The organism is Calidifontibacter terrae (assembly GCF_054778835.1).
Map to the genome: position 1 here is coordinate 490227 of NZ_BAAGZF010000002.1, position 25132 is coordinate 515358.

The 25132-nt window shown below is 66.4% G+C and carries 26 protein-coding genes; 14 read left to right on the forward strand and 12 right to left on the reverse strand.

The features are described 5' to 3' along the window. Position 1: 1 nt before the first annotated feature. The 4 genes from ACYU98_RS05040 to ACYU98_RS05055 all read right to left on the reverse strand — a co-directional run bounded on the left by ACYU98_RS05040 (position 2) and on the right by ACYU98_RS05055 (position 2339). Positions 2-388 (reverse strand): YciI family protein, encoded by a 387-nt coding sequence (locus ACYU98_RS05040; RefSeq protein WP_460467101.1) that lies wholly within the window; start codon positions 386-388, stop codon positions 2-4. A gap of 191 nt (positions 389-579) precedes the next feature. Then, positions 580-1146, reverse strand: a complete 567-nt coding sequence (locus ACYU98_RS05045) for a COG4315 family predicted lipoprotein (protein WP_460467102.1) — start codon at positions 1144-1146, stop codon at positions 580-582. A gap of 27 nt (positions 1147-1173) precedes the next feature. Beyond that, on the reverse strand, positions 1174-1833 hold the full coding sequence (locus tag ACYU98_RS05050; RefSeq protein ID WP_460467103.1) for an anti-sigma factor family protein: 660 nt from the start codon (positions 1831-1833) through the stop codon (positions 1174-1176). After that, positions 1830-2339, reverse strand: a complete 510-nt coding sequence (locus ACYU98_RS05055) for a sigma-70 family RNA polymerase sigma factor (RefSeq protein ID WP_460467412.1) — start codon at positions 2337-2339, stop codon at positions 1830-1832. Before ACYU98_RS05055 ends, ACYU98_RS05050 begins: the two co-directional genes overlap by 4 nt. A 279-nt stretch (positions 2340-2618) precedes the next feature. On the opposite strand from ACYU98_RS05055, the gene mraY reads away from it, so the two are divergent. From mraY to ACYU98_RS05075, 4 genes are all read left to right on the forward strand, one after another. Next, complete coding sequence (gene mraY / locus ACYU98_RS05060; protein ID WP_460467104.1) at positions 2619-3713, forward strand: phospho-N-acetylmuramoyl-pentapeptide-transferase; 1095 nt, start codon at positions 2619-2621, stop codon at positions 3711-3713. A 178-nt stretch (positions 3714-3891) separates the two neighbouring features. Beyond that, positions 3892-4410, forward strand: coding sequence for a TetR/AcrR family transcriptional regulator (locus tag ACYU98_RS05065; RefSeq protein ID WP_460467105.1), 519 nt, complete (start codon positions 3892-3894; stop codon positions 4408-4410). A 163-nt stretch (positions 4411-4573) separates the two neighbouring features. Next, entirely contained in the window at positions 4574-4768 is a 195-nt protein-coding gene (locus tag ACYU98_RS05070; RefSeq protein ID WP_460467424.1) for a hypothetical protein, read from the forward strand. After that, on the forward strand, positions 4710-5018 hold the full coding sequence (locus ACYU98_RS05075; RefSeq protein ID WP_460467413.1) for a GNAT family N-acetyltransferase: 309 nt from the start codon (positions 4710-4712) through the stop codon (positions 5016-5018). The genes ACYU98_RS05070 and ACYU98_RS05075 overlap by 59 nt, the downstream gene beginning before the upstream one ends. Positions 5019-5177: 159 nt before the next feature. On the opposite strand, the gene ACYU98_RS05080 is transcribed toward ACYU98_RS05075, so the two are convergent. Both ACYU98_RS05080 and ACYU98_RS05085 read right to left on the reverse strand, forming a co-directional pair. Beyond that, positions 5178-5504: a hypothetical protein gene (locus ACYU98_RS05080; protein ID WP_460467106.1), complete on the reverse strand. Its 327-nt coding sequence runs from the start codon at positions 5502-5504 to the stop codon at positions 5178-5180. Between the two features lie 294 nt (positions 5505-5798). Beyond that, complete coding sequence (locus tag ACYU98_RS05085) at positions 5799-6704, reverse strand: TnsA-like heteromeric transposase endonuclease subunit (RefSeq protein ID WP_460467107.1); 906 nt, start codon at positions 6702-6704, stop codon at positions 5799-5801. A gap of 265 nt (positions 6705-6969) precedes the next feature. Between ACYU98_RS05085 and dnaK the strand changes: the two genes are divergently transcribed. From dnaK to ACYU98_RS05105, 4 genes are all read left to right on the forward strand, one after another. After that, positions 6970-8841: a molecular chaperone DnaK gene (dnaK, locus tag ACYU98_RS05090; RefSeq protein WP_460467108.1), complete on the forward strand. Its 1872-nt coding sequence runs from the start codon at positions 6970-6972 to the stop codon at positions 8839-8841. Next, a complete protein-coding gene (gene grpE / locus ACYU98_RS05095) occupies positions 8838-9611 on the forward strand; it encodes a nucleotide exchange factor GrpE (protein ID WP_460467109.1) in 774 nt (257 codons plus the stop codon). Before dnaK ends, grpE begins: the two co-directional genes overlap by 4 nt. A gap of 82 nt (positions 9612-9693) precedes the next feature. After that, entirely contained in the window at positions 9694-10668 is a 975-nt protein-coding gene (locus ACYU98_RS05100; protein ID WP_460467110.1) for a DnaJ C-terminal domain-containing protein, read from the forward strand. Further along, entirely contained in the window at positions 10665-11093 is a 429-nt protein-coding gene (locus tag ACYU98_RS05105) for a heat shock protein transcriptional repressor HspR (RefSeq protein ID WP_460467111.1), read from the forward strand. Before ACYU98_RS05100 ends, ACYU98_RS05105 begins: the two co-directional genes overlap by 4 nt. Positions 11094-11174: 81 nt before the next feature. Here ACYU98_RS05105 and ACYU98_RS05110 read toward each other — a convergent pair whose 3' ends face one another. Beyond that, complete coding sequence (locus ACYU98_RS05110) at positions 11175-12920, reverse strand: pyruvate dehydrogenase (RefSeq protein WP_460467112.1); 1746 nt, start codon at positions 12918-12920, stop codon at positions 11175-11177. Positions 12921-13024: 104 nt separating this feature from the next. Between ACYU98_RS05110 and ACYU98_RS05115 the strand changes: the two genes are divergently transcribed. Beyond that, positions 13025-13969: a PfkB family carbohydrate kinase gene (locus tag ACYU98_RS05115; RefSeq protein WP_460467113.1), complete on the forward strand. Its 945-nt coding sequence runs from the start codon at positions 13025-13027 to the stop codon at positions 13967-13969. Positions 13970-13985: 16 nt separating this feature from the next. Here ACYU98_RS05115 and ACYU98_RS05120 read toward each other — a convergent pair whose 3' ends face one another. Continuing rightward, on the reverse strand, positions 13986-14816 hold the full coding sequence (locus ACYU98_RS05120) for an SGNH/GDSL hydrolase family protein (RefSeq protein ID WP_460467114.1): 831 nt from the start codon (positions 14814-14816) through the stop codon (positions 13986-13988). Positions 14817-14896: 80 nt separating this feature from the next. Here ACYU98_RS05120 and ACYU98_RS05125 point away from each other — a divergent pair, with 80 nt between their 5' ends. From ACYU98_RS05125 to clpB, 3 genes are all read left to right on the forward strand, one after another. After that, positions 14897-15166, forward strand: coding sequence for a hypothetical protein (locus tag ACYU98_RS05125; RefSeq protein ID WP_460467115.1), 270 nt, complete (start codon positions 14897-14899; stop codon positions 15164-15166). After that, positions 15163-16014 carry an alpha/beta hydrolase gene (locus ACYU98_RS05130; RefSeq protein WP_460467116.1) on the forward strand — a complete coding sequence of 284 codons (852 nt, stop codon included), beginning with the start codon at positions 15163-15165 and terminating at the stop codon, positions 16012-16014. The genes ACYU98_RS05125 and ACYU98_RS05130 overlap by 4 nt, the downstream gene beginning before the upstream one ends. Positions 16015-16174: 160 nt before the next feature. Then, on the forward strand, positions 16175-18736 hold the full coding sequence (gene clpB, locus ACYU98_RS05135) for an ATP-dependent chaperone ClpB (protein WP_460467117.1): 2562 nt from the start codon (positions 16175-16177) through the stop codon (positions 18734-18736). A gap of 77 nt (positions 18737-18813) precedes the next feature. On the opposite strand, the gene ACYU98_RS05140 is transcribed toward clpB, so the two are convergent. Then, positions 18814-19680: an alpha/beta fold hydrolase gene (locus ACYU98_RS05140; RefSeq protein WP_460467118.1), complete on the reverse strand. Its 867-nt coding sequence runs from the start codon at positions 19678-19680 to the stop codon at positions 18814-18816. A 96-nt stretch (positions 19681-19776) separates the two neighbouring features. Between ACYU98_RS05140 and ACYU98_RS05145 the strand changes: the two genes are divergently transcribed. Then, a complete protein-coding gene (locus tag ACYU98_RS05145; RefSeq protein WP_460467119.1) occupies positions 19777-20499 on the forward strand; it encodes an LppX_LprAFG lipoprotein in 723 nt (240 codons plus the stop codon). After that, complete coding sequence (locus tag ACYU98_RS05150) at positions 20480-22171, forward strand: MFS transporter (RefSeq protein ID WP_460467120.1); 1692 nt, start codon at positions 20480-20482, stop codon at positions 22169-22171. The genes ACYU98_RS05145 and ACYU98_RS05150 overlap by 20 nt, the downstream gene beginning before the upstream one ends. Here the strand turns inward: ACYU98_RS05150 and ACYU98_RS05155 are convergent. From ACYU98_RS05155 to ACYU98_RS05165, 3 genes are read right to left on the reverse strand one after another with little or no spacing between them, the layout of a single operon-like run. After that, positions 22132-23616: a flavin-containing monooxygenase gene (locus tag ACYU98_RS05155; protein WP_460467121.1), complete on the reverse strand. Its 1485-nt coding sequence runs from the start codon at positions 23614-23616 to the stop codon at positions 22132-22134. The two genes, ACYU98_RS05150 and ACYU98_RS05155, sit on opposite strands and share 40 nt — an antisense overlap. After that, positions 23613-24275: a DUF4190 domain-containing protein gene (locus ACYU98_RS05160; RefSeq protein WP_460467122.1), complete on the reverse strand. Its 663-nt coding sequence runs from the start codon at positions 24273-24275 to the stop codon at positions 23613-23615. The genes ACYU98_RS05155 and ACYU98_RS05160 overlap by 4 nt, the downstream gene beginning before the upstream one ends. Before the next feature lie 18 nt (positions 24276-24293). After that, positions 24294-25082 carry an exodeoxyribonuclease III gene (locus tag ACYU98_RS05165; protein WP_460467123.1) on the reverse strand — a complete coding sequence of 263 codons (789 nt, stop codon included), beginning with the start codon at positions 25080-25082 and terminating at the stop codon, positions 24294-24296. Positions 25083-25132: the final 50 nt, after the last annotated feature.

A 25132-nucleotide genomic window follows, 5' to 3' on the forward strand; every position in this document is an offset into this window, starting at 1 on the left:
GTCACTCACTCTCCTTGTTCTGACGGTCGATGACTTCGGTGACACCAGAGGGGAACCGGTGGACTTCCTGGGGCCAGTCGAGCGACGCGGTGATCCGCCCGGCCCAATAGCGGGCGGCCTCGTCGTCGGCGACGTCGATCACGGTGAAGCCGCCAAGGTGTTCCTTGGTTTCGGTGTACGGCCCGTCGGTGAAAACCGGTTCGCCATCCTTGAGCTCAACACTGCAGAGGGCGGTCGAGGCGTCGATGCCGCCGTCGGCGAACACGAACACACCGGCTTGGCGCATCTCATCGAGCACGGCTCGCGAACTGGCGCTCTTGGTGCGGAGTTCCTCCGGGGTTTGATCCGGCACCCACTCGTCGTTGAAAGCGATCAGGTACTGCGCCATTGCTGTCTCCTCTCGGGCGGCCCGAGTGGCCGCTTCACATACTCCACGAACGGGAGCGAGCGGATACGACAACCTCGGCAGATGAAAATTTCGGGGAGCCACAAATCCGCGCGCCTTGTCCACATCTGCCCGTCCTATAGGGGGCGCAGATGTCGATAAGGCGCGCGGATTCTCGGTTGACCGCGCCCAAGTCAGTACGCCCCGCCGCCGCCGGGGCTCGTGGTCACCTTCGCGCCGGCCGCGGTGAGCACCCACCAGATCCCTTGGATCCCCTGGCCACCGACGTCGCCGGCGGCTTGGTCACCGGCGTAGTAGTAGAGCGGCCAGCCGTTGAGGGTCATCTGCTGCTTGCCGTCGGCGGTCGCGATGGTGCCGACCTTGCCGGTGACGCCGGAGACCTTCGGGCTGCCGCTGACGACGACCGGTGGCCACGCCGCCAGGCAAGCGCCACTGCAGGCACTCTTGCCAGATCCTTGAGTGTCCTTGTCGAACTGATACACCGTACGACCGTCCGGGCCGGCGACGACCGAGCCCAGCTTCGTCGAAGCGACGCTCAGCGATGTGCCAGCGGCTGCGGTAGAGGTCGCTGAAGCCGAGGTCGCAGACCCCGCAGTCGTGGTGGAGGACCCGCCGGTCGACGCGGAGGACCCCGAGGTCGAGGATCCGCAGGCCGCCGCAGTTGTCAGCAGGACCGCCACCGCGAGTCCTCGTGTTGAACGCTTGATCATTGCCGTCTCACTCTCCTGGTCGGATGCCATGGACACGAGAGCGGCCGGGTGATCGGTTCAGTCCGGGCTTGCCGACAGCAACACGGCCCCGTCGGGGGCGCGCACCTGCAGGTGCGCGATGTCGGCGCGCGGAACCGCGGTCGCGGCCGTCAGCTTCGACGTCGTCCCCGGTCCGGCCGACCAGGTCGAGACGGAGCTGGCGTGACCGGAGACATCGATGACGTAGAGCGCGTAGACCGCTTTGCTGCTCCACTGGGTCGACGGCGGATAGGTGCAGGTCATGTCGATCTGGGTGCCCCACGCCTTGTCGGAGAGGTGCAGCGTCGCGGTGAGCGGGTTCGTACGGACTTGGCTCATGGCGACCCTGACACCGGGCGTGGCGCTGCGCTGCTGTGACCAGATGCCTCCGCCGACGAGGAGGATCGCGGCGGCGACCGCGCCGATCAGCGCCACGCGCCACCGCTTGCGGCCGGTTACCTCGCGGTGAGCGGCGCTGCGGGTGCGGGCCAACAGGTCGATGGGCAAGGGGGGCGCAGGTTCCCCGATTTCGTCGGGCGACACCTTCGCGAGCAGCCCAGGCACACCTGCGAGATCTCGGACGGCGGCAGCGCATTCGGGGCACTGCGCGAGGTGTTCCTCGTACGCCGCCCGGTCGTTGGTCGACAACGCACCGAACACGTAGGCCGCATCCCACTCGGCGAACTCCTCGTGGTTCATCGCGTCACCCCTCGTTCTTGTAGTGCCAGTCGCAACGCACGCATGCCGTAGTGCAGTCGGGATTTCACCGTTCCGCGCGGGACTGCGAGGTCGGCCGCGATCTCGGTCACTGTCGCGCGGCCGTAATAAGCGCGCACCACCACCTCGCGGTGCTGCGAACTCAGCGATCGCAGCGCGTCGACGATCATCGCCGCGTCGAAAACGGCATCGACCTGGTCGGCGGTCTGCGTCTCGGGCAACTCCGCCGCGACGAACTCCCGACGATGGCGGGCGGAACGGGCGTCGTCGATCACCAGCCGGCGGGCGACGGTGAACAGCCAAGCCCGCGCCGAGGTGGCGCTGGTATCGGAACGGTCGGTGATGCCCGATCGCCAAGCGCGCAGCATCGTTTCCTGCACGACGTCCTGAGCGAACGCGCGGTCGCCAGTGAGACGAACGACGTAGGCCCACAGCGCAGTTGCGTGGTCGCGATGCAGTTGGTCGAGCACCTGTGGGTCGGTGACCATCACCACCTCCATCACTGACACGAGATAGATACCGAAAAGGTTCGGTCGGCTCATGCAGCGTCGTACGCCGACGCGTTGTTGCGCAACTGAATGGCGGATCTGCAGGGCCGTGGATCGCTGGCCATGGGGAGGTCTACCCATGGCCAGCCAGCCCGAGCGCCGCCATGCTCGCGTGCGGTGCTCGGCGTCCGGCCGGCCTTCATGCCCACGAAAGGGAGCAGTCGGCGTGCGACAGCGCGACATATCCACAAGATTCAGCTGCCGGCAGGGGCATCGCCGATGAAGCTGATCCCCATCGGCACCCTCATGTCGGTGCTGGTGGTGCTGATCGGGACCCGCTATTACATCGAGATCGCCAAACGCCGGGGCTGGGGCCAGTTCGTCCGGGACGACGGGCCCACCACCCACCACACCAAGAAGGGCACCCCACAGATGGGTGGTCTGGTGATCATTGGCGGCACCGTCGCCAGCTACGCCGCGGCGCATCTGCTCACCTGGACCGCACCGACCGTCTCCGGTCTGCTCGTTCTGTTTCTGATGAGCGGCATCGGGTTGGTCGGATTCCTGGACGACTGGGCCAAGATCACCCACGAACGGTCGCTGGGGCTGACCGCGCGGCAGAAGCTGGTCGGGCAGACCGCGGTGGCAGTCGCCTTCGCCGTCCTGGCCATGCGCTTTTCGCGCAACGGAGTGGCCCCGGCGTCGTTCCGAATTTCTTTCGTACGAGACACCTGGATCAACCTCGCCTTCGGCGGAACCGTGGTCGGGATCATCCTCTTCGTCCTCTGGGCGAACGTGATGATCGCCGGCGCCAGCAACGGCGTGAACCTCACCGACGGCTTGGACGGCCAAGCCGCGGGGGCATGCGCGATGGTGTTCGCGGCGTACGTCCTGATCGGGGTGTGGCAGTTCAACCAGAACTGCAACCCCGTCGGCGCGGCGAAGTGCTACGTGGTGCGGGATCCGCTTGACCTAGCCCTGGTGGCCGCCTGCGTGATGGGTGCCTGCTTCGGCTTCCTGTGGTGGAACGCCTCCCCGGCCAAGATCTTCATGGGAGATACCGGATCGCTGGGTCTCGGGGCGGCGCTCGCCGGCCTGGCGATCATGACTCGGACCGAGTTGCTGATGATCGTCCTCGGCGGCCTGTTCGTCTTCGAGACGATGTCGGTGATCCTTCAGATGAGCTATTTCAAGGCCACGAAGCGTCGCAACGGCGGGGTCGGTAAGCGCTTGTTCAAGATCACCCCGATCCACCACCACTTCGAGATGCTGGACTGGCCGCAGGTCACCGTCACGATCCGGTTCTGGATCATCTGCGGGGTTTGCGTGGCCGCCGGGCTCGGACTGTTCTACACCGAGTGGGTGGGTGTCTGAGCTGGCAACCCACCGGCATTCCGAGCTCGGTGAGATGTACGTTCCGGCGCGAACTGTCACCTGCGCAGTGCTCTGACCTGCGGCGCGACAAGTTAGGGAGACGAGTGCCTTCCCATTAACTTGTCCAAATCCTCAGACCGTCGCCGCCGGCGACAGCCATCGGGCTCTGGCCAAAACGATGGGCATCGCCTCGGCCAGCATCTACGCCTGCTTCGGGAGCAAGGCGGACCTATTTCGCCTCGTCATGGAGCGCTACGGCACGACATACGGTGGGCCGCCCAAACGTGCGCTGATCGAGCACCCGACTGCCCGCGGCGCGGTCGAGGCCATGCTCCACGCCACTATCGACCAGATCACCCGTCCCGACGCGCCGCACTACTGCATGCTGATCCTCGCCGCACCCACTGGCGCGGTCGAGAACCACGAAGTCAGAGAGTTTCTGGCTGATATCCGACGATCGCAATTCACAGCCATCAAGGAGCGCCTCGGGCAGGGTGTCGCCGACGGTGACCCCACACTTCCGGGCGACGTCGTTGAGGCGGTCGCTCGCTACTACGCGACGGTGGTGCAAGGACTCTCCGTCCAAGCCCGCGATGGCGCTACCCGAAAAGACCTTGAAGCCGTGATCTACTGCGCGATGGCTGCCTGGGACGCCCTCACCTCGGCCGCAACGAATACAGCGCTTACGCACGGATGACTCGGACGTCTCGACTGGAGACGACCAGCGGCTGCCGCGACGCCGACTCGCCGATCCGAGTGGAGCCCCTTTCTGCATCATCAGCACAACTGCGTGACCCGGACGTCGATCGTTGGCGGACGTCCGAGGGTGGGTGTTCGTGCTCGGATGTCACGATGCCGTGGTGAGTGAACCGACCGTGGGGATCTACACCCCGCAGGATCAGCCGGCATTCGCTGACCTGGTCAACAATGTCCATGCCGAGTTCGGGTTCGGCTACGATCCCGAGCTCGACGCCGACCTGGAGAACCCGACTGCCTATTACCAGCACCTGTGGCTTCTCCGCTTCGACCGAGCCGTCATCGGCTGGCTGCTCTGACTGCACCAGAGAATGGTGTAGCCACGCTGAAACGCATGTACCTGATCCCGGGCATCGCGGGCGTGGCCATGGCCGACAGCTACTCAATGTCGCCATCGCAACGGCTGCCCACGATGGCTGCCAGCAGATCATCCTTGACACCAGCGACCGCCAGCACGACGCCATCCGACTCTACGAAGGAGCCGGATTCAACCTGCACCACACGTCCGGAATCACGCGGTACTACACGCTCGACCTCAGCCGGCCGTAGATCGGTAGCGTCCGTGACACGATGGGCTTTCGGCACCTCGCCCTGGGTTCCTCGCCGGGGGGGGGTGAAGAACCGGTCGAATGCCGAGCGGGTCCCGCGCCGCGGAGTGTCCGACGTCGGCACGCGCGGCGGAGTCTGACAAAGTACCCCCGACGCCAATTAGCCCACAATCTGCAGGAGTACCTCTATGCCGTTGCCCATCAGGTCTTTGCTCGTGATTCCTTCGGTCGCGCTGCTCGCTGCGTGCGGGTCCAGTGGTGGTGGCGGGCAGAGCAGCACGGCCAGTGCCGGGCCTGCGGCGACCGGCACCACCACCACCACCGCAGCACCCGCCACCAGTGGTAGTGCTGCCTCGAAGCCGACGACCTCAAGGACCGCAACAGCTACCCGCGTCAACGATCCGACGGCCGGTGGAACGGCGAAGGCCACGGTCACGACCTGTGCCCCCAAGAACGCGATGACCTTCCGCGCTCTCGTCAAGCTCACTAACACCTCCTCGGCGGCGCATACCTACGTCATCAACATCGACGTCAAGGCCGCGGGCCAGCCAACCAGCACCGCAGATGCGATCGCGGAGAATCTCGCGCCCGGTGCGACCACCACAGTCGAAGGGCTGACCATGGACGCCCCGTCCAAGGGGAAATGCACGATCAGGGACATCACACCCAGTACCCCACACTCATGATCTGGGTGGATGCGCCGGCCATCCACACCTGACACAACCTTGCCCCTCGCGTCTCACTTGAGGATCGTCTTGTGGCACGCTCCGCGTGCCGATCCTCAACTGGAACCGGATGCCGTCGTCGTGACCCGGTAGATGAGGTGAACGAACTGTCCGTCACGATCCACTGCGGTAAGGCTCAGATTCGATGCCAGGAGTTGCCGCGGCAACAGCGGGGCACCGTGCCCGAGCGTCACAGGAGCCAGCTGTAGGTGGATCTCGTCCAATAGGCCTTGGTCGGCGAATTGGCCAGCCAGAGTCCGGCCAGATAATGGGCGCGACAGATCTGCTGTCAGGACCCCGGTCCACAACAATCTGAACAGCGCCGGCCGCACATCTGCTTGCGACAACCCACGCTCAGCTGCGTCACTCTCCACCCGGTCCCACCTGGTGGGCTCCGTCACGAGCATGGTGACAGCTTCCAGACACGAGGGGGTGCACGCGAATGCGTGCCGACCGGCCGCGACCATCCGAATGTTGCGCATCAGCAAGTTGGGCGCGCCGGTGAACACTTCGTACCGCCACCCCTTCGCCTGGCAAAGGTCAGAGGTCCAGGCGAACTGCTCCTGGACCTCTGGTCGCGCGAGCCGTTTCGCCGCCTTGACGTCGACTACCGTGCAAGTGCCGTCAACATGCGTCAGGAACAGGTCGGGCACGCGTCGGCGCACCACTGCTCCGTCCAAGCCGGTCAGATGCATCGGCTGCGCGGCGATCCCGACGACGTCCTGGTCGAAGTCCGCGAGCCAGAGCCTCTCCAACTCCAGCAGACTCTCGTACACCAAAGAGTGACCAGTCGTTGCCGACCAGAACACTCCCGGGTAATGCCGCTGACCAGCATGTGACGGGGGCAGACGAACCGCATCCACGTCCGTGAGATCCGCGCCGCTCACTCGATCAAGCGACGACACGATCACCTCGGCGCCATCGCGACGAAGAAATCGCACCCCGAACCTGCTCAGGTCCACGACCTCGAGCCTGCACCCGTTGACACGAAACCAGGAACGTTGACACGCCGTTGGCACGAAACCGGGAAATTGTCACTTTAATCAGGAACCCACAAGAAGTGCAGCGACACCGCCGTTGCGGGCCGGGAATGAATTCTCAGACCCAAGAGTTGAGTCAACCAGACGCAAGATTGCAGAGCGCCAGCTTGACACCGTACGACGTGGAGAGTTGAGTCGGCTGTAGTCAATCGAACTCGGACAACATCCGATGAAAAGGAGATCAACCATGGCTCGTGCGGTAGGTATCGACCTCGGCACCACCAACTCCGCCGTCGCTGTCCTGGAGGGCAACGACTCGGAAATCATCGCGAACGCCGAAGGCGGACGCACCACCCCGTCGGTCGTCGCGTTCGCCAAGAACAACGACGTTCTCGTCGGTGAGATCGCCAAGCGACAGGCGGTCACCAACGTCGACCGCACCATCCGCTCGGTCAAGCGCCACATGGGCACCGACTGGAACACCGAGATCGACGGGAAGAAGTACACCCCGCAGGAGATCTCGGCCCGCATCCTGATGAAGCTGAAGCGCGACGCCGAGTCCTACCTCGGCGAAGACGTCACCGACGCGGTTATCACCGTCCCCGCCTACTTCGACGACGCCGAGCGTCAGGCCACCAAGGAAGCCGGTGAGATCGCCGGTCTGAACGTCCTGCGCATCGTCAACGAGCCGACCGCGGCGGCGCTGGCGTACGGCCTCGACAAGGGCAAGGAAGACGAACTCATCCTCGTTTTCGACCTCGGTGGCGGAACCTTCGACGTCTCGCTCCTCGAGGTTGGCAAGGACCCGGAGGACGGTTTCTCGACCATTCAGGTCCGCGCGACCAGCGGTGACAACAAGCTCGGTGGTGACGACTGGGACCAGCGGATCGTCGAGCACCTGCTGACCACCGTCAAGAACCAGACCGGTGTTGACCTGGCCAAGGACAAGATCGCGATGCAGCGTCTGCGTGACGCGGCGGAGCAGGCCAAGAAGGAACTCTCCTCCTCGACCAGCACCAACCTGTCGCTGCAGTACCTCAGCATGGGTGAGAACGGCCCGATCCACCTGGACGAGACCATCACCCGCGCGCAGTTCGAGCAGATGACCAAGGATCTGTTGGAGCGCACAAAGGCGCCCTTCAACAACGTCATCAAGGACGCCGGTGTGAAGGTCGGCGACATCGACCACATCGTGCTGGTCGGTGGCTCCACCCGTATGCCCGCGGTCGCCGAGGTCGTCAAGGAACTGACCGGCGGCAAGGAGCCCAACAAGGGCGTCAACCCCGACGAGGTCGTTGCGGTCGGAGCTGCGCTGCAGGCTGGCGTTCTCAAGGGTGAGCGCAAGGACGTCCTGCTGATCGACGTGACCCCGCTGTCGCTGGGCATCGAGACCAAGGGTGGTCTGTTCACCAAGCTGATCGAGCGCAACTCCGCGATCCCGACCAAGCGGACCGAGGTCTTCTCGACGGCGGAGGACAATCAGCCGTCGGTCGACATCCAGGTGTTCCAGGGTGAGCGCGAAGTGGCCAAGATGAACAAGCCGCTGGGCAACTTCGAACTGTCCGGCATCGCGCCCGCCCCGCGCGGCGTGCCGCAGATCGAGGTCACCTTCGACATCGACGCCAACGGCATCGTCCACGTGTCCGCCAAGGACCGCGGAACGGGCAAGGAAGCCCGGATCCAGATCACCGGTGGTTCGGCGTTGTCCAAGGACGACATCGAGCGGATGATCAAGGAAGCCGAGGAGCACGCTGCCGAGGACGCCAAGCGGCGCGAGGCGACCGAGGCGCGCAACACCGCCGAAGGCCTCGTCTACTCGACCGAGAAGTTCTTGGGCGACAACAGCGACAAGATCCCGGACGACACCAAGTCCGAGGTCCAGACCGCGCTCGATGACCTGAAGGCAGCGCTCAAGGACGAGACCACCTCCCAGGAGGACCTCGAAGCCAAGAGCAAGACGCTGTCCGATGCTTCGCAGAAGATGGGTGCGGCGATGTACGCAGCCGGCGCCGAAGGTGCCGACGGCGCGACCGCCGAGGGCGAGGCTCCGAAGGCCGAGCAGTCCGGCGACGACGTCGTTGACGCTGAAGTCGTTGACGACGAGTCGGACAACAAGTGACCGATCACCAGCCGGTGGGCTCCGCGCAGGAGCCCACCGGGCCGGTGATCCGCGACAAGCGGAGAATCGATCCGCAGACAGGTCGACTGCGCACCGACGACGCGAAGGAGTTCCCGATGACCGATGACACACCAGCCGGACAGGAAACCCCCGGCAGTGACAGCGGCTTTGCCGGTTCGGTCGGCGAGGACCTGCCCGGCAACGACGACCAGGCGACGGAGTCGGTCAACGACGACCAGGCGACGGAGTCGGGCAACGACGACCAGACGACGGAGTCGGTCAACGACGACGCGCAGCAGGTTCCGGTCGCCGAACCGCAGGAGCCGGAGGTCCACCCCGACACCGCGCTCGCGGCCGAACGGCTCTCGGACCTGCAGCGGGTTCAGGCCGAATACGTCAACTACAAGCGCCGCGTCGACCGCGACCGCGAAGCCGCCAAGGGAATTGCCCTGGTTGGGTTCGTCGAATCGCTGCTGCCGGTGCTCGACGAGATTCACCTGGCTCGCCAACACGGCGACCTCGCTGACGGAACCCCGTTCGCGAAGATCGCCGACAAGCTCGACGGCGTACTGGCCAAATACGGCTTGAGCAGTTTTGGTGAGGCGGGCGACGAGTTCGACCCGAACCACCACGAGGCGCTCATGCACGTGCAGGCCGAGTTGCCACAAGACGCGACGGCGACCACCGTCGTACAAGTCATGCAGCCCGGCTACAAGATTGGTGAGCGGGTCGTGCGCCCGGCGCGCGTCTCGGTGGCCGACCCCCAGTAATTCCTCGTTCCCGGACGAACCACGCCTGGTGCGACGATTTGATCAGGCGTGGTTCGTCCGGTGAGCAGGGCAAGGAGAGAGCATGGCGAGTCAGGACTGGCTGGACAAGGACTTCTACAACATCCTCGGTGTCCCACAGGACGCATCCGAGGCCGACATCAAGAAGGCCTATCGCAAGCTGGCCCGCAAGTGGCATCCCGATCAGAACCCGGGTGACGCGGCGGCCGAGCAGACCTTCAAAGACATCGGCGAGGCCCACCAGGTCTTGGCCGACCCGAAGTCGCGCCAGGAATACGACCAGTTGCGCGCAATGGTTGGCGGCGGCGCCCGGTTTGGTGGCGGTTCGGGTGGCAACGGCGGCTTCGAGGACCTCTTTTCCACCTTCGGTGGGGCCGGCGGTGGCGGTTTCACCGGCGCCGGTGGCGGCGGTCAGACGTTCAACCTGGAGGACATCCTGGGCCAGTTCGGTGGCGGCTTCGGCGGCCAATCTCCTTACGGCGGTGGCGGATTCGGTCGAGCGACCGGGGCTGACACCCGCGCCCGTACGACGTTGACCTTCCGGCAGGCGGTTGAGGGTGACACCCTCACGCTCAACGCCGGTGGTGGCCGCACGCTCAAGACGCGCATTCCCGCGGGCGTCAAGGACGGTCAAACGATCCGCCTGGCCGGCAAGGGCGAGCCGGGGCCGGGCGGCAACGGCGACCTGTTGTTGGAGGTCTCGGTGGCTAAACACCCGGTGTTCGGCCGCGAGGGTAACAACCTCACGATCGACCTGCCGGTGACCTTCGCCGAGGCGACCCTCGGCGCGACGGTCAGCGTTCCGACCCTCGACGGCAAGAGCGTCAAGGTGAAGGTCGCAGCGGGCACCCCCTCCGGGCGGGTGCTGCGAATCAAGGGTCGCGGGGTGCCGGCCCGCGCCGGTGCTGGCGACTTGCTGGCCAAGGTCCAGGTTGTGGTTCCGACCGCACTGTCCGACGACGCGAAAGCGGCCGTCGCGACCATCGCGGCCGAGCAAGCCGACCCGCGCGCTGACCTGGTGAGCAAGGCCGCGCAATGATTCCGGGCGGCGTGCACGACGAGGACACGCCGGTCTATGTCATCTCGGTCGCAGCCCAATTGGCCGGGATGCACGCTCAAACACTGCGTCAGTACGACCGCCTCGGCATCGTGACCCCCTCTCGTACCAGAGGTGGCGGGCGCCGCTACAGCGCGCATGACATCGAGACCCTGCGCGAGGTGCAGCGCCTCTCCCAGGAGGAGGGCGTCAGCCTGGCTGGGATCGCGCGGATCATGCAGTTGGAGTCGCAGGTCGACGCGTTGCAGGCCCGTGTGGGTGAGTTGCAGGCGCAGTTGCGACAAGCGGCCGGTGGCCGGGTGTTCGCGGCCGGGCGTGACGGCCAGATCGTGGCGTTGCGGCCGGGCGAACGGATGCCGCGCCGGGCGCCGGGCAGCTCGCTGGTCGTGTGGCGCCCGCAGCGCTGACCGCAGGAGACAAGAAATGGCCCGTCCGATCGGACGGGCCACTTCTGTCTGCGGTCCTTGTTCGCCGACGACGGCAGGTGGTCAGCGGGGGAAGTTTCGCAAATTCGACCGCGCCATCGAAACCGCTTCTCCCGCACCGCCGTTCAACACAATCTTGCTCATCGCCGTGGCGAACCCGAACACCTGAGCCGACTTGATCTTCGGCGGCACAGAGAGCGCGAGCGGGTCGGTGACCACGTCGATCAGCGACGGTCCAGGGTGGGCGAATGCCTCCCGATAGGCGGCCTCGAGCTGCGTCGGATCCTCCACCCGTACGGCGTGCCACCCCAGCGCGGCGGCCACCGCGGCGTAGTTGACCGGCGGAACATCGACTCCGAAGTCGGGCAGTGAGTCGACCAGCATCTCCAGCTTCACCATCCCGAGGGTCGAGTTGTTGAAGACCACGACGTTGATCGGCAGCTTGTGGGTGGCGGCCGTGATCAGCTCGCCGAGCAGCATCGACAGCCCGCCATCGCCGGACATAGAGATCACCTGACGGTCCGGATAGGCGAACTGCGCACCGATCGCGTGCGGCAGCGCGTTGGCCATCGAGCCGTGCAGGAACGAGCCGATCAACCGGCGGGTGCCGAGCGGGTTGATGTAGCGCGCACTCCACACGTTGCACATCCCGGTGTCGGCGGTGAAGATCGCATCCTTCGCCGCCACCTGGTCTAGAACTGACGCGGCGTATTCGGGGTGGATCGGCCGCTTGTTCTCCACCTTGCGGGTGTAGGCGCCGACCGCCTTGTTCATGAGGTCATCGTGGCGCTTGAGCGTCTTCTCCAGGAACTTGCGGTTCTTCTTGCGCTCAAGCAGCGGGATCAGCGCGCGCAGGGTCGCGCCGACGTCGCCGTGCACCGGCAGATCCACCGACGTACGCCGTCCGATGATGCTCGCGTCGCGATCCACCTGGGCGGTGACCACATCGGGCAGGAATTGGTCGTAAGGGAAGTCGGTGCCGAGCATCAGGAGCAGGTCGGCGTCGTCCATGCCGGCGGCCGCGGCGCCATAGCCCAGCAGACCGGTCATGCCGACGTCGTACGGGTTGTCGAACTGGATGTGTTCCTTGCCGCGTAGCGAGTGCCCGATCGGCGCCCCGATCAGGTCGGAGAGTTCGACGACCGCGGCGTGTTCGCCAGCGGTTCCGGCGCCGGCGAAGATCGCGACCTTCTCGGCCCGGTTGATCGCGTCGGCGAGGGCGCGCACAGTCTCGTTGGAGGGCACCAGTTCGGCTCGCGGCACTGGCACGAACTTCGGGGCCGGCGCGGCGACGGGCTCGTCGGCGATGTCACCGGGCAGGGTCACAACCGCAACGCCCGGCGCGGAGACCGCGTGGCGCAGGGCAGCCGCCATGACGCGCGGCGCCTGTTGGGCGGTGGAGATCATCTCGGAGTAGACCGAGCATTCGTTGAAGATGCGGTCGGGATGGGTCTCCTGGAAGTAGCCCTGACCGATTTGCACACTCGGAATATGGCTGGCGATGGCCAGCACTGGCGCGTGGTTGCGGTTGGCGTCGTAGAGCCCATTGATGAGGTGCAGGTTGCCGGGGCCGCAGGATCCCGCGCAGGCCACCAGCTCGCCGGTCAGTTCCGCGTCGGCGCCGGCCGCGAATGCGGCAGCTTCTTCGTGCCGTACGTGGATCCAGTCGATGCCACCGCGGGCGGACCCGCCGGTGCGGCGAACGGCGTCGACGATCGGATTGAGGCTGTCGCCCACGATTCCGTAAATCCGGCGAATGCCGGCTTCGAGCATCTGGGCGACCAACTGTTCTGCGACTTTGTCTGCCATGGGTCCATTGAAGCGCCGGCGACCCGCGAAGGTGCGGGAAGGGCTGCTTGCGAGACGCCGAAACGGGCCACCTCTGGCACCTGCGGCGTGGCAAGGTGGCGGCCATGACTGCCAACCGTCGGGTGATTCACACCGGTCAAGCCCTCGTCGACCTCGTCACCGAGGTGCCGAATCTCCCCTCCCGAGGTGGCAACGTCATGGCTACCGCCGAGCAGCGATACGCCGGTGGCGCGGTGAACATCCTTGTCGCGGCGGCTCGTACGGGTGCGGCAGCTGTGCTTGCCGGTGCCCACGGCACCGGCCCGAACGGCGACCTCATTCGTTCGGCTCTGCAGGACGAGGGCGTGACTGTGTCGGCCGACCCGGTGCAGAACGAGGACACCGCGATCTGTGTCGTTCTGGTCGAGCCAAGCGCCGAGCGCACCTTCGTGACTGCCGCCGGGGCTGAGCGTCGGATCAGTCCGGAGTCGTTGCAAACCTCCGACCCGCAGCCGGGTGATCTGGTCTGCGTCTCGGGCTATGCCCTGCTCGGACCCACCCGTGAGCCGTTGCTTACCTGGCTGGACTCGCTCCCGTCTGGTGTTGACGTGGTGCTCGATCCCGGAGCGGTTTTCGCCGCGCTTACGCCGGATTTGCGCGACCACGTTCTGCGCCTGACGACGGTCTGGACCTCCAACGCCGAGGAGGCGACCGGGCTCAGCGGGGTCATCGATCCGCGCGCAGCCTGTGGTGCGGTGGCCGCCCTGCTTCCACCGGGCGCGGTCTCGATCGTCCGCGACGGACCGCTGGGGTGTTGGGTTCATGCCGACGGCTCGACCTCGTACGTCGCTGGGTTTCCGCAGGAGCCGGTCGACACCAACGGCGCGGGCGACGCTCACACCGGGGTCCTTTGCGGCGAGATCGTGGCCGGAACCGACTGGATCGTCGCGGCCCGACGGGCCAACGCCGGCGGGGCGATCAAGGTGACCCGGCGCGGTCCCGCGACGGCACCCACCCGCGCGGAAGTCGATGAGTTCCTCGCGCAGCAGGGCGGAACACGGTCGCTATAACGACCAAATTCCTTTACTACGGCTGTAGGGAGCGTTCGTGGACCAGCTGCGCGTCGCCGCTGCGCCCGCGCGCCAGACGTTTCATCCCGTCGGACGGCCGAACCAACTCCGGCCACTTCGGGGTGAGCGAGTCGCCCTCCCGGACGCCCTTCATTCGGCGCTGGAAGAGCGGGATCACCTCATGGCGAACCCAGGAACTCTCGGCGCGTACGGTCTCGCGCCAGGGGCGCTGTTCGAAAGGCGGTAGCTCGGGCACCTTCAGGGTGTGCGGGATGCCGAGGGTCTTCAACACTTCGGCGGCCAGCACCTTGTGGCCGGGCCGCGCCATGTGGATCCGATCGGGACTCCACATCCGCCGGTCGCGGAAGGCGCCGAGGCGAGTGTGGTCGACCAGGATCGCGCCGTACGCCGTCGACAGCTCGCGGACGGCGTTGTTGTAGAACAGGATCCGTCGCCGAACAGGCTCCAACACCGGTGACGTGGTGGAGTCGAAGGTCGTGAACACGACCACGTCCTCGACATGCGCGACCAACTCGCGCAAGGCCGCTTCGTAGCGTTCCATGACCGCGAACATGTCGACCCGCAGCGAGAGGATGTCGTTGCCGCCCGCGTAAAACGAGGCGAGGGTCGGCCGCAGGGCCAATGCGGGGGCGAGCTGCTCCTCGACGACCTCGTCCAGCAATTTGCTGCGGATCGCCAGGTTGGCATAGCGCCATCGATCGTCATGCCGGCCCAGTTGCCGCGCCATGCGGTCAGCCCAGCCGCGAACACCGTTGGGGTAGAGGATGTTCGGGTCACCCACCCCTTCAGTGAAGGAGTCCCCGATCGCCACGAATCGCCGTCCCATCGCTGCGGACGCTAGAGGTTGGAAGCAACACGCAGGTGACGGGCAAGGGAAGTTTGGGCCCTGAATGGCAGGCTGGACCCGTGACCGAATACCTCCTGGTTTTTCCTGAACGTGACGATGCCGAGGAAGTGGCCGAGGAACTGCGTGACGAGTTCGACGGCGTCCGTGTCATCCGCGAGGCCCTCGCTGGTGAGGACGACTCCGAAGCCCACGACTGGGCAGTCCACGTGAATGTTCCGACCATCGACGACCCCACCTCGGCCGTTGGGAAGGCGCTCACCGAACGGTTCGAACAGATCTGCGGCGAGCGTGACGGCTGGGTCGACGACGACGTACGCGGTCGGGGTTGAGCGTTCGCCCGTCCCGTCGCGCCGCGCTGCTGATTGGCGCCACGACGCTGGCGGGTTGCGGGGGCGCGACGCCGCGGACGCCCGCGAGGTCTTCCTCGGGGCCCTCGACCAAAACGTCGACGAAGTCCGCTGTTCCCGCCGGCGGCGTCAGCACTGGCTCGTTCCACTCCGCGCAGCGGCGCAGCCGGGTGAACTTCCGCGTCGCAACCCCCGCCGGGCACCCCACGACCGGCCTCCCGGTGGTGGTCGGGCTGCACGGTCTCGGCGGTGACGCGCGCAGCCTGATGGATCTGGGCTTCCCCGGCCGACTCAACGACGCGGTACGCGCCGGCGCCGCACCCTTCGCCTATGTCACCGTCGATGGTGGTCCGAAGTCCTACTACCACCGCCGCTCCGACGGCAGCGACGCCGGTGCGATGGTGCTCGACGAACTCCTCCCGGTCCTGCGCCAGCGGGGGTTGAACATTCGCAAGATCGGTTTGCACGGCTTCTCGATGGGCGGCTACGGGGCGATGCTGCTCGCCACTGCGCGACCCTCGATCGTCGCGGCAGTTGCCGTGGTCGCTCCGGCACTCTGGGACCGCTACGGCGACACCCCGGCGGTCGCCTACGACTCGGCTGCCGACTTCGCAGCCCACGACCTCTTCACGAGAACTGCCGTGTTGCAACGGATTCCGTTGCGTATCGATGTGGGCGACAAGGATCCGTTTCGCCCCGCCGTACGCCGGTTTCGATCGAAGTTCAAGACGTCACCAGCGGGTGGCGTCGAGTCGGGCGGGCACAGCTACGACTTCGTCGCAGACCGGTTCGCCGATCAGTTCGCTTTCTTGGGCCAGCACCTGCGCTGAGGGCGACCGGAACGGTCGCGAACCGCGGCAGTGGGTCAAGGTTGAGCGGAATACGCTCAACCTTGAACGAGTTGACATCGGTAGCCGGCTCACCGCGCGTAGGTTGGAACTCGCGCGGCGTGCCACCAGACATGCATCGACGAACAAGGAGACTTCACCGGTGGATCTTCAGTTGACCACGAAGGCGCAGGAAGCGCTGTCCGCTGCGACCAGGGCGGCCATCACGGCCGGCAACCCGCAGGTCGAGCCCGCCCACCTCCTGGCCGCCCTCACCGAGCAGACCGAAACCACGACCGCGCCCCTGCTGGAAGCGGTCGGCACCACGATTGGCGCTGTCAAGGGCGTTGCCGCGCAAGTACTTTCCAGTCTTCCGGCGGCCGCGGGTTCGTCGGTCGGGCAGCCCTCGATGTCGCGTTCGTTGGCGAACGTGCTGGAACAAGCGCGTCAGGCGATGACCGCGATGGGCGACACCTTCGTCTCGACCGACCACCTGTTGCTGGCGTTGGCCCGCACCGGCCAGTTCAGCCTCGACGCCGACGCGATCGCCACGGCGATTCCGACCACCCGTGGCGGCGCGAAGGTCACCGGCCCGGAGCCGGAGGGCCAGTTCGACGCGCTGGAGAAGTACGGCACCGACCTCACCGCGGTCGCCCGCGAGGGCAAGCTCGACCCGGTCATCGGTCGAGACTCCGAGATTCGTCGCGTCATTCAGGTGCTTTCCCGCCGTACGAAGAACAACCCGGTGTTGATCGGCGAACCCGGCGTCGGCAAGACCGCCGTGGTCGAGGGTCTTGCTCAGCGCATCGTGGCCGGCGACGTTCCGGAATCGTTGCGGGACAAGCGATTGATCAGCCTCGACCTCGGCGCCATGATCGCCGGTGCCAAGTTCCGCGGCGAGTTCGAAGAGCGCCTCAAGGCGGTGCTGGAGGAGATCAAGAACTCCGGCGGTCAGGTCGTCACCTTCATCGACGAACTGCACACCGTTGTCGGCGCTGGTGCGTCTGGCGACAGCGCGATGGACGCGGGCAACATGCTCAAACCGATGCTGGCCCGCGGTGAACTGCGCCTGGTCGGCGCCACCACGCTCGACGAATATCGCGAGCACATCGAGAAGGACCCCGCTCTGGAGCGTCGGTTCCAGCAGGTCTACGTCGGTGAGCCCTCGGTCGAAGACACGATCGCCATCCTGCGCGGACTGAAGGAGCGCTACGAAGCCCACCACAAGGTGGCCATTGCCGACTCCGCGTTGGTTGCCGCGGCGTCGCTGTCGGACCGCTACATCACCAGCCGCCAGCTGCCGGACAAGGCGATCGACCTGATCGACGAGGCCGCCTCGCGCCTGCGGATGGAAATCGACTCCAGCCCCGTCGAGATCGACGAACTGCGCCGAGCGGTCGACCGGTTGAAGATGGAAGAGCTGCACCTGCAGAACGAGACCGACGACGCGTCAAAGGACCGGTTGGCCCGACTTCGCTCCGACTTGGCCGACAAGCAGGAGCAGTTGGCCGCGTTGAACGCGCGCTGGGACGCCGAGAAGAACTCGCTCAACAAGGTCGGTGACCTGAAGGCGCAGATCGACGAATTGCGGACTCAGGCAGACAAATTGGCGCGCGAAGGTGACCTCGGTGGCGCGTCCCGGATCAACTACGGTGACCTGCCTGCGTTGGAGCGACAGCTCGAGGAAGCCCAGGCTGCCGAGGCCACCTCCAGCACCGCCGGGGGAGCCGGCCCGATGGTCAAGGACGAGGTCGGCGCAGACGACATCGCCGACGTGATCAGCGCCTGGACCGGGATTCCGGCCGGCCGGCTGCTGGAAGGCGAGACCGAGAAGCTGCTGCGGATGGAGGACTTCATCGGCGAGCGGTTGATCGGTCAGACCGCCGCCGTCGAGGCCGTCTCCGACGCCGTACGCCGATCGCGGGCCGGAATCGCCGACCCCAACCGGCCCACCGGTTCGTTCCTGTTCCTCGGCCCGACGGGTGTGGGCAAGACCGAGCTGGCGAAGTCGTTGGCCGACTTCCTGTTCGACGACGAACGCGCGATGGTGCGCATCGACATGTCCGAATACTCCGAGCGTCACTCGGTGGCCCGGCTGATCGGTGCCCCTCCGGGCTACATCGGCTACGAAGAGGGCGGGCAGCTGACCGAGGCCGTACGTCGTCGTCCGTACAGCGTCGTGTTGCTGGACGAGGTCGAGAAGGCCCACCCGGAGACGTTCGACATCCTTCTTCAGGTGCTCGACGACGGGCGGCTGACCGACGGTCAGGGCCGCACGATCGATTTCCGCAACGTGATCTTGGTGCTCACCAGCAACCTGGGGTCGCAGTTCCTGATCAACCCGGCGCTCTCGCCGGAGCAGAAGCGGGAGTCGGTGATGACCGCCGTACGCGCCTCGTTCAAGCCGGAGTTCCTGAACCGGCTCGACGAGACGGTGATCTTCGACCCGCTGAGCAGGGCCGACCTCGCCCACATCGTCGACCTGCAGGTCGCCTCGCTGGCCGACCGGCTGAAGGACCGCCGCATCACCCTGTCGGTGACCGACGCCGCCCGAACCTGGCTCGCCGATGAGGGCTACGACCCGGCGTACGGCGCCCGTCCGCTGCGCCGTTTGGTGCAGAAGGAGATCGGCGACCGGCTCGCGAAGGCGCTGTTGGCCGGCGAGGTGCGCGACGGTTCGCAGGTCACGGTCGACAAGAACGACGGCGGCCTGGTCCTGGCCTGAAGTTGAGATAACTGGTCCGGGTTCACCCACCGCGAAATTTCGAGGTAAGTGAAACCGGACCAGTTATTTCGATCGGGTCAGTTGACCCGTGGCGCCGACAGCCGGGTGTTGATCGCCTCGACCACGGCGGACGGCTCCTCCAGCGGAACCAGGTGGCCGCGCCCGTCCAGAACCTGCAATTGCGCGCTGGGCAGGGCGTCGTGCATCCGGCCGGCGAGCACCCGCGGGGTCAGCTTGTCGTGCGTGCCAACCAGGATCGTGGTGGGCGTTTCGGCCAACTTCGCCAGCGCCGCGGTCTTGTCGTGGAGCATCATCGCGCCGTAAAACGCGCCGTAGGTCACCAAGCGGGTGCCGCCGGTGAGCTCGGTGGTCAGCGAAACATCCTCCGCCGACGCCTCGTTTCCGAACACGTAGGCGCGCTGGCGCTTTTCCTGGACCAAGCGACCGATCCGGGTGCGGGTGGGTAAACGGGCCAACGTACGCATGATGCGCGCCTCGCCGGGCAGGCCGGCCCCACGCAGATCGGCGGCCGCCGTCGAACAGAGCACGACGCCGCGCAAGCGCTGCAGTTCTGCGGGCGAGGCCTCGGCGACATACGCCAAAACCGTCATACCGCCCATTGAATGACCAGCGAGCAGCAGCGGTGCGGCGTCGGGGACCAACGCTCGGATCACCTCGCGCAGGTCCTCGCCAAGGCGCTCGATCGACTCGCCACGACTGCGGTGGGTGCCCCCGGCCAGCGTCGAATCGCCGTGACCGCGCTGATCCCACAGCACAATTCGCAGATCGGGGCCGAGGGCGTCGACCACTTTGTGCCACACCCGATGGGTGTTGGTCCAGCCGTGGGCGAGGACAACGGTCGGCGCGTCGTCGCGGCCGCCCGGCCGAACGTACGCAGCCAGGCGGGCGCCATCGGACGTCAGGACGGTGTGGTGGTTGAACATGTGACCAACTAAAGCAGACGGTGAACCAAGTCCAGACCGGTGTCGTCTGATGGTTCGCGCCCACCGGCGTCGGATCCAGCAGATAGGTTTGCACCCATGCGCTCACGCAGAATGACCACCGCGGTAGGCACCGCCGCCTTGGCCGCCACCCTCGCCCTTTCCGGATGCAGCAGCACCAGCGGCAAGAAGTCCACAGCTTCGAGCTCGGCTGCCACGATGACGGCGGCAGACCGGCTCGGAGCCGCGAAGAAGTCGATCGACGCCACCAGCGGCTATCACTTCAAGTTGCAGGGCACCGACGTTCCCAAGAGTTCCTCGGGGGTGCTCAGCGGGGAAGGTGACGTCAACGACAAGCCCGCATTCAAGGGCACCCTGAACGTGCAGGCCGGCTCATTGGCCGCATCGGTGCCGGTCGTCGCGCTCGGCGGCAAGACCTACGCCAAGTTGCCGTTCGCCTCGGCGATGACGGTGATCAACCCGAACCAATACGGCGCGCCCGACCCGAACAAGCTGTTCTCGAAGGACAAGGGCATCTCGTCCCTGCTGCCGCAGACCCAGAACCCGAAGGCTGGCGGTCAGCTGCGCGACGGCAGCGACGTCGTCACCAGCATCAGCGGGACCCTGCCCGGCTCGGCCATCAAGGACGTCCTGTTCATGGGCGACGGCAGTGGCACCTTCACGGTGCAATACAACCTGACCGACAACAATCAGTTGCGCAGCGCAACCGTGGTCGGCCCGTTCTACAAGGGTGCCGCCAAGTCGACCTACGACCTCGACTTCACCGAATTCGGGAAGACGGTTGACATCCAGGCGCCCTAGGGCGCTGCTCGCGACGGCGTCCGTCGCGGTGGCCTTGGCCGCCGCCGACACCTACGTCGTGGTGCTCGCGTTGCCCGACATGATGAAGGGCGTCGGTCTCGGGATCGACGCCCTGCAGAAGGCGACCCCGATCGTGTCGGGTTTCCTGCTCGGCTACATCGCGGTCCTCCCGCTGATCGGTCGACTGGCTGACCTGCGTGATCGGCAGCGGATCCTGTTGTGGTGCTTGGCGTTGTTCGGCGTCGGCTCCACCATCACCGCGATCAGCGTCGACCTGGACGTGCTGGTGGCCGGTCGAGTTCTGCAGGGGATCGGCGGTGGCGGCCTGGTTCCGGCAACCCTCGCGATCGTCGCCTCGCTCTGGGCGCCAGGGGAGCGCGGCACCGCGTTCGGCGTGGTGGGCGCCGTTCAAGAGATCGGCAGCGTGCTCGGACCGTTGCTCGGCGCGCTGATTCTGCACGTCTGGGATTGGCGGGCGATCTTCTGGGTGAACGCGGCCGGCGCCCTCGCGCTGGCGATTCTGATCCGGGTCACCGGCGGGCCGACGGCCCGCAAGGAAGGCCCGGTGATCTCCCGATGGTGGCTCGCTCTCACCGCCCTCGTTGGCTTGGTGACGGTGGTGTTGTTGGGTCTCGCTCTGATCGCGCCCTCGGCGTTGACGACGTCGATCGCCTACGGCGACCCCTTCGTTCCGTACGCGGGACACAACGCACGCTTGATGACCCCGATCGGCCTGTGGGGCCTCGGCGCACTCGCCGCCCTGGTGGCCGTGTCCGCCCGCTACTGGTGGCCGACATTGCGCCGGGCCGACCTGGTGGGTGCGCTGCTGATTGCGATCGCCCTCGGCTGCTTGGTGTTGACCTTCTCCTCGGCGAACCCCGAGACGCAGGTCGTCGGGCCGATGGGGCTGTGGCTGCTGCCGCTGGGGGCGGTCGCCGTGGCGGTCTACTGGTGGTGGCACCGCCGAGCGCAGGAACCGCTGATCGCGCGCGGCACGGTCGTCGGTCGGGTGCTGCCGGCGCTGGTTGTCTCGTTGTTGGTCGGCACCTCGATCGTGGCGATCGTGGTCGACATCCCGATCTTGGCCCGACTGACGGTCACCGATTCACAGACCGAAGCGGCGGTGATCCTGGTGCGCTTCCTGGTCGCCGTCCCGGTCGGCGCGCTGGTCGGCGGACGGTTGTTGCGGCGTACGGGTCCGGGTGTCGTTGCCGGTATCGGCCTGGCCGCCGCTGCCCTCGGACTGTTCGCAATGTCGCGCTGGAGCGGCAACGCCCTCGATACCGTGGCGGCCACCATCGTGTTGATCGTGGTCGGTCTGGGCGTCGGTCTGGCGATCGCGCCGGTCAACGACGCGGCGCTGCACGACGCCCGCGAATCGGACCACGGCGTGACCTCGGCGTTGATCGTCGTGGCGCGCATGGTCGGGATGGTCGTCGGTCTCGCGCTGCTCACCGCGATCGGACTACACCAGTACTACTCAGAGATCTCCGGCCTCGCCAAGCCGACCGAAGCCGCCTACCGCGCCGCGGGCGTCCACCAGGTCAACACGGTGTTCCTGGGCGCCGCGATCGCGGCGACGGTCGCGGCAGGCACGGCGCTGCTGCTCGGCCGCCACGCTGTTCGGGCGACTCAGCCCGCCGAAACGCTGGTGAACTCGAAGTCGATGTAGTCCGGCTCGCGCACGCGCCGTTCGTATTCACCGACCGAGCCGGGCCAGAGCGTGCGGTTGCGGCCTTGCTCGTCGAGATACCAGCTGCGGCAACCGCCTTGCTGCCAGACCGATTTCGCGCTGCGTTCGTCGATCTCGCGCATGTGGGCCGGAACGACCTGAGGTCGTACGGACACCAGGTCCGCGCCCCGGCGATCGCGCTCGGCCATCAACTTCACGACCATCTCGACCTGGGCCTCCATCATCAGCAACACCGAGGTATGGCCGAGTTCGGAGTTCGGGCCGAGCAACAAGAACATGTTCGGGAAAGCGGGGACGGTGACGCCGAAGTAGGAGTCAATGCCGGCGTCCCAGGCCGCGGTGAGTGACCGGTGGTTTTCGCCGAAGACGTTGACCGCCTTCCATGACGCGGACGGGTCGAAACCGGTCGCCAGAACAAGCAGATCGAGCGCGTGGTGTTTGCCGTCGGCGGTCACGATTCCGGTGGCGTCGGCACTGGTGATCGCGCCGGTCACAACGCGTACATTCTTACGAATGAGCGCCTCGTAGTAGTTGTCGGACAACGGGATTCGCTTGCAGCCCATCGTGTAGTCCGGGGTCAGCTGCTCGCGCAGGACCGGATCCTTGACGACCGACTTCAGATAGTGGCGCGAGCGCAGCGAGACCGCGGACAGCAGTGCGGGGTGCTTGGTGAACGCCACTGCGCGCGTCTCGTTGGCGGCCCGGATCTTCTGCCGCTTGGCCTGCATGAGGGCCGGTCGCCGCTCGAAGCGTTCCGAGGTCGACTCCGGGATTTCGCGGTCATTCTTGGGCAGCACCCAGCTCGGAGTGCGCTGGAAAACGGTCAGCGCCGCGGCATCCTCCGCCAGTGGCGGGATGACCTGGATCGCGCTCGCGCCGGTTCCGATGACGCCCACCCGCTTGCCGTGGGAGGTGGTGCCGGCGACCCAGTCGGCGGTGTGCATCACCTCGCCGCGGAACAATTCCAGTCCCGGGATCGGTGGGGTGACCGGAGTCTGTAGCGATCCAACAGCGACGACCAGATCGCGGCAGGTGACGGTCTCCAACAGGCCGGTAGGGGTGGCGAAGGCGACCTCCCAATGGCCGGTCTCCTGGACGAACCAGGCCTGCTGCACCCGCGCACCGAAGCGAACGTGACGCCGTACGTCGTAGTGCTCGACGACGTAGAGCAGGTAGTCCTGGATCTCATCGCCCGGGGCGTAGTCGCGCGACCAGTCGGGGTTCAACTCAAAGCTGTAGGAGTAGAGATGGCTCTCGACATCGCAGGCGACGCCCGGGTAGCGGTTGTCGCGCCAGGTGCCGCCGATCTCCTCGGCTTGTTCCAAGATCAGGACCTCACGGCCGGCCGCCTTGGCGGCAATCGTCATGGCGATCCCTGAGAACCCGGCGCCGATGACGACCAGGTCATGATCGAGTCGCATCATGAACCTGCGGCGGCGACGACGATCACAACCACGACGAGGACCATCACCAGCGCGCTGATGACGAGCCCAACGATCGACATGACGCGGGCGCTGGAGTTGTTCTCCTTGTTCGCCTTCGACAGGCCGATGAACCCGCAGATCAGGCCGGGGATCGCGGTGATGCCGCAGACCAAGGCCAGCAGGCCACACACCAGCGCGGCGATGGCCACACCCTGGCTGCTGTTCTGCGGGGCGTAGATCTGGCCCTGGGCGGGATACCCGGTGAAGGGCGCCTGGCCGTAGTTCTGCGGGTAGTTGCCGGGTGGCGGGCTGCCGTAGGGACTGCCCCACTGGTTGCCGGCGGGATTGCCCGCTTGCTGGTTTGGGTCGTAGGAGCCATAGCCCGCCGACGGCTGCTGCGGCTGGCCATATGGCTGCTGCTGTGACGCGTAGGGGTCACCTGTGTAGGGCGGCTGGCCATAAGACTGCTGCTGTGACGCGTAGGGGTCACCTGGGTAGGACTGCTGGGGCGGCTCGCCGTAGGAGGGCTGCTGCGGTTGTTGTGCTTGTGGGGACGCGTAGGGGTCGCTCGTGAAGGGCTGATCACTATCGACCCGGGGCATCGCCCGGGTCTCGGCGTCGTGGTCCTGGCGGGCGTACGGGTCATCCGGCGAGCTCATGGGGCGACCCTAACGCGCTCAGCCAAGGGTGACGATGACCGGCGCGTGGTCGGAGGCGCCCTTGCCCTTGCGCTCCTCGCGATCGATCATCGCGTGGGTGACCCGGTCGGCGAGCGCCTTCGAGGCCAGCGCGAAGTCGATCCGCATGCCCTGCTTCTTGGGGAAGCGCAGCTGGGTGTAGTCCCAGTAGGTGAAGGTGCGCGGCTCGGAGGTATAGGGGCGCACGACGTCGATGAACCCCGCGTCGAGGACGTCCTGGAATGCCTTGCGCTCGGGTGCGGTGACGTGGGTCTTGCCGGCGAAGAACTCGATGTCCCAGACGTCGTCGTCCTGGGGGGCGATGTTCCAGTCGCCGGCCAGCAGCACCTGCGCCTGCGGGTCGGCGGCCAGCCAGCCCGCGGCGTCGTCGCGCAGTTTGCCCAGCCAGTCGAGCTTGTAGTGGTAGTGGGCGTGGTCGATCTCGCGACCGTTGGGGACGTAGAGCGACCACACCCGTACACCGGCGCAGGTGGCGCCCAGCGCCCGCGCCTCGGCGGCGATCGGATCGCCGAAACCGGGCATCGAGGGGAAGCCGACCTCGACGTCGTCGAGACCGACGCGCGAGATCACGGCGACACCGTTCCACTGGTTGAGGCCGTGGTGGGCCACCTCGTAGCCGGCGGCGGCCAGACCCTCCATCGGGAACTGGTCGTCGCGGCACTTGGTCTCCTGCAGCAGCAGGACGTCGAGGTCGTGGCGCTCGAGCACCCCCAGCACCCGCTCGATCCGGCTCCGTACGGAGTTGACGTTCCAGGTCGCGATACGCACGGCGCCAGCCTAGACGGGGACACCGACAGGCCCTGCCGCCTCCTATTCTT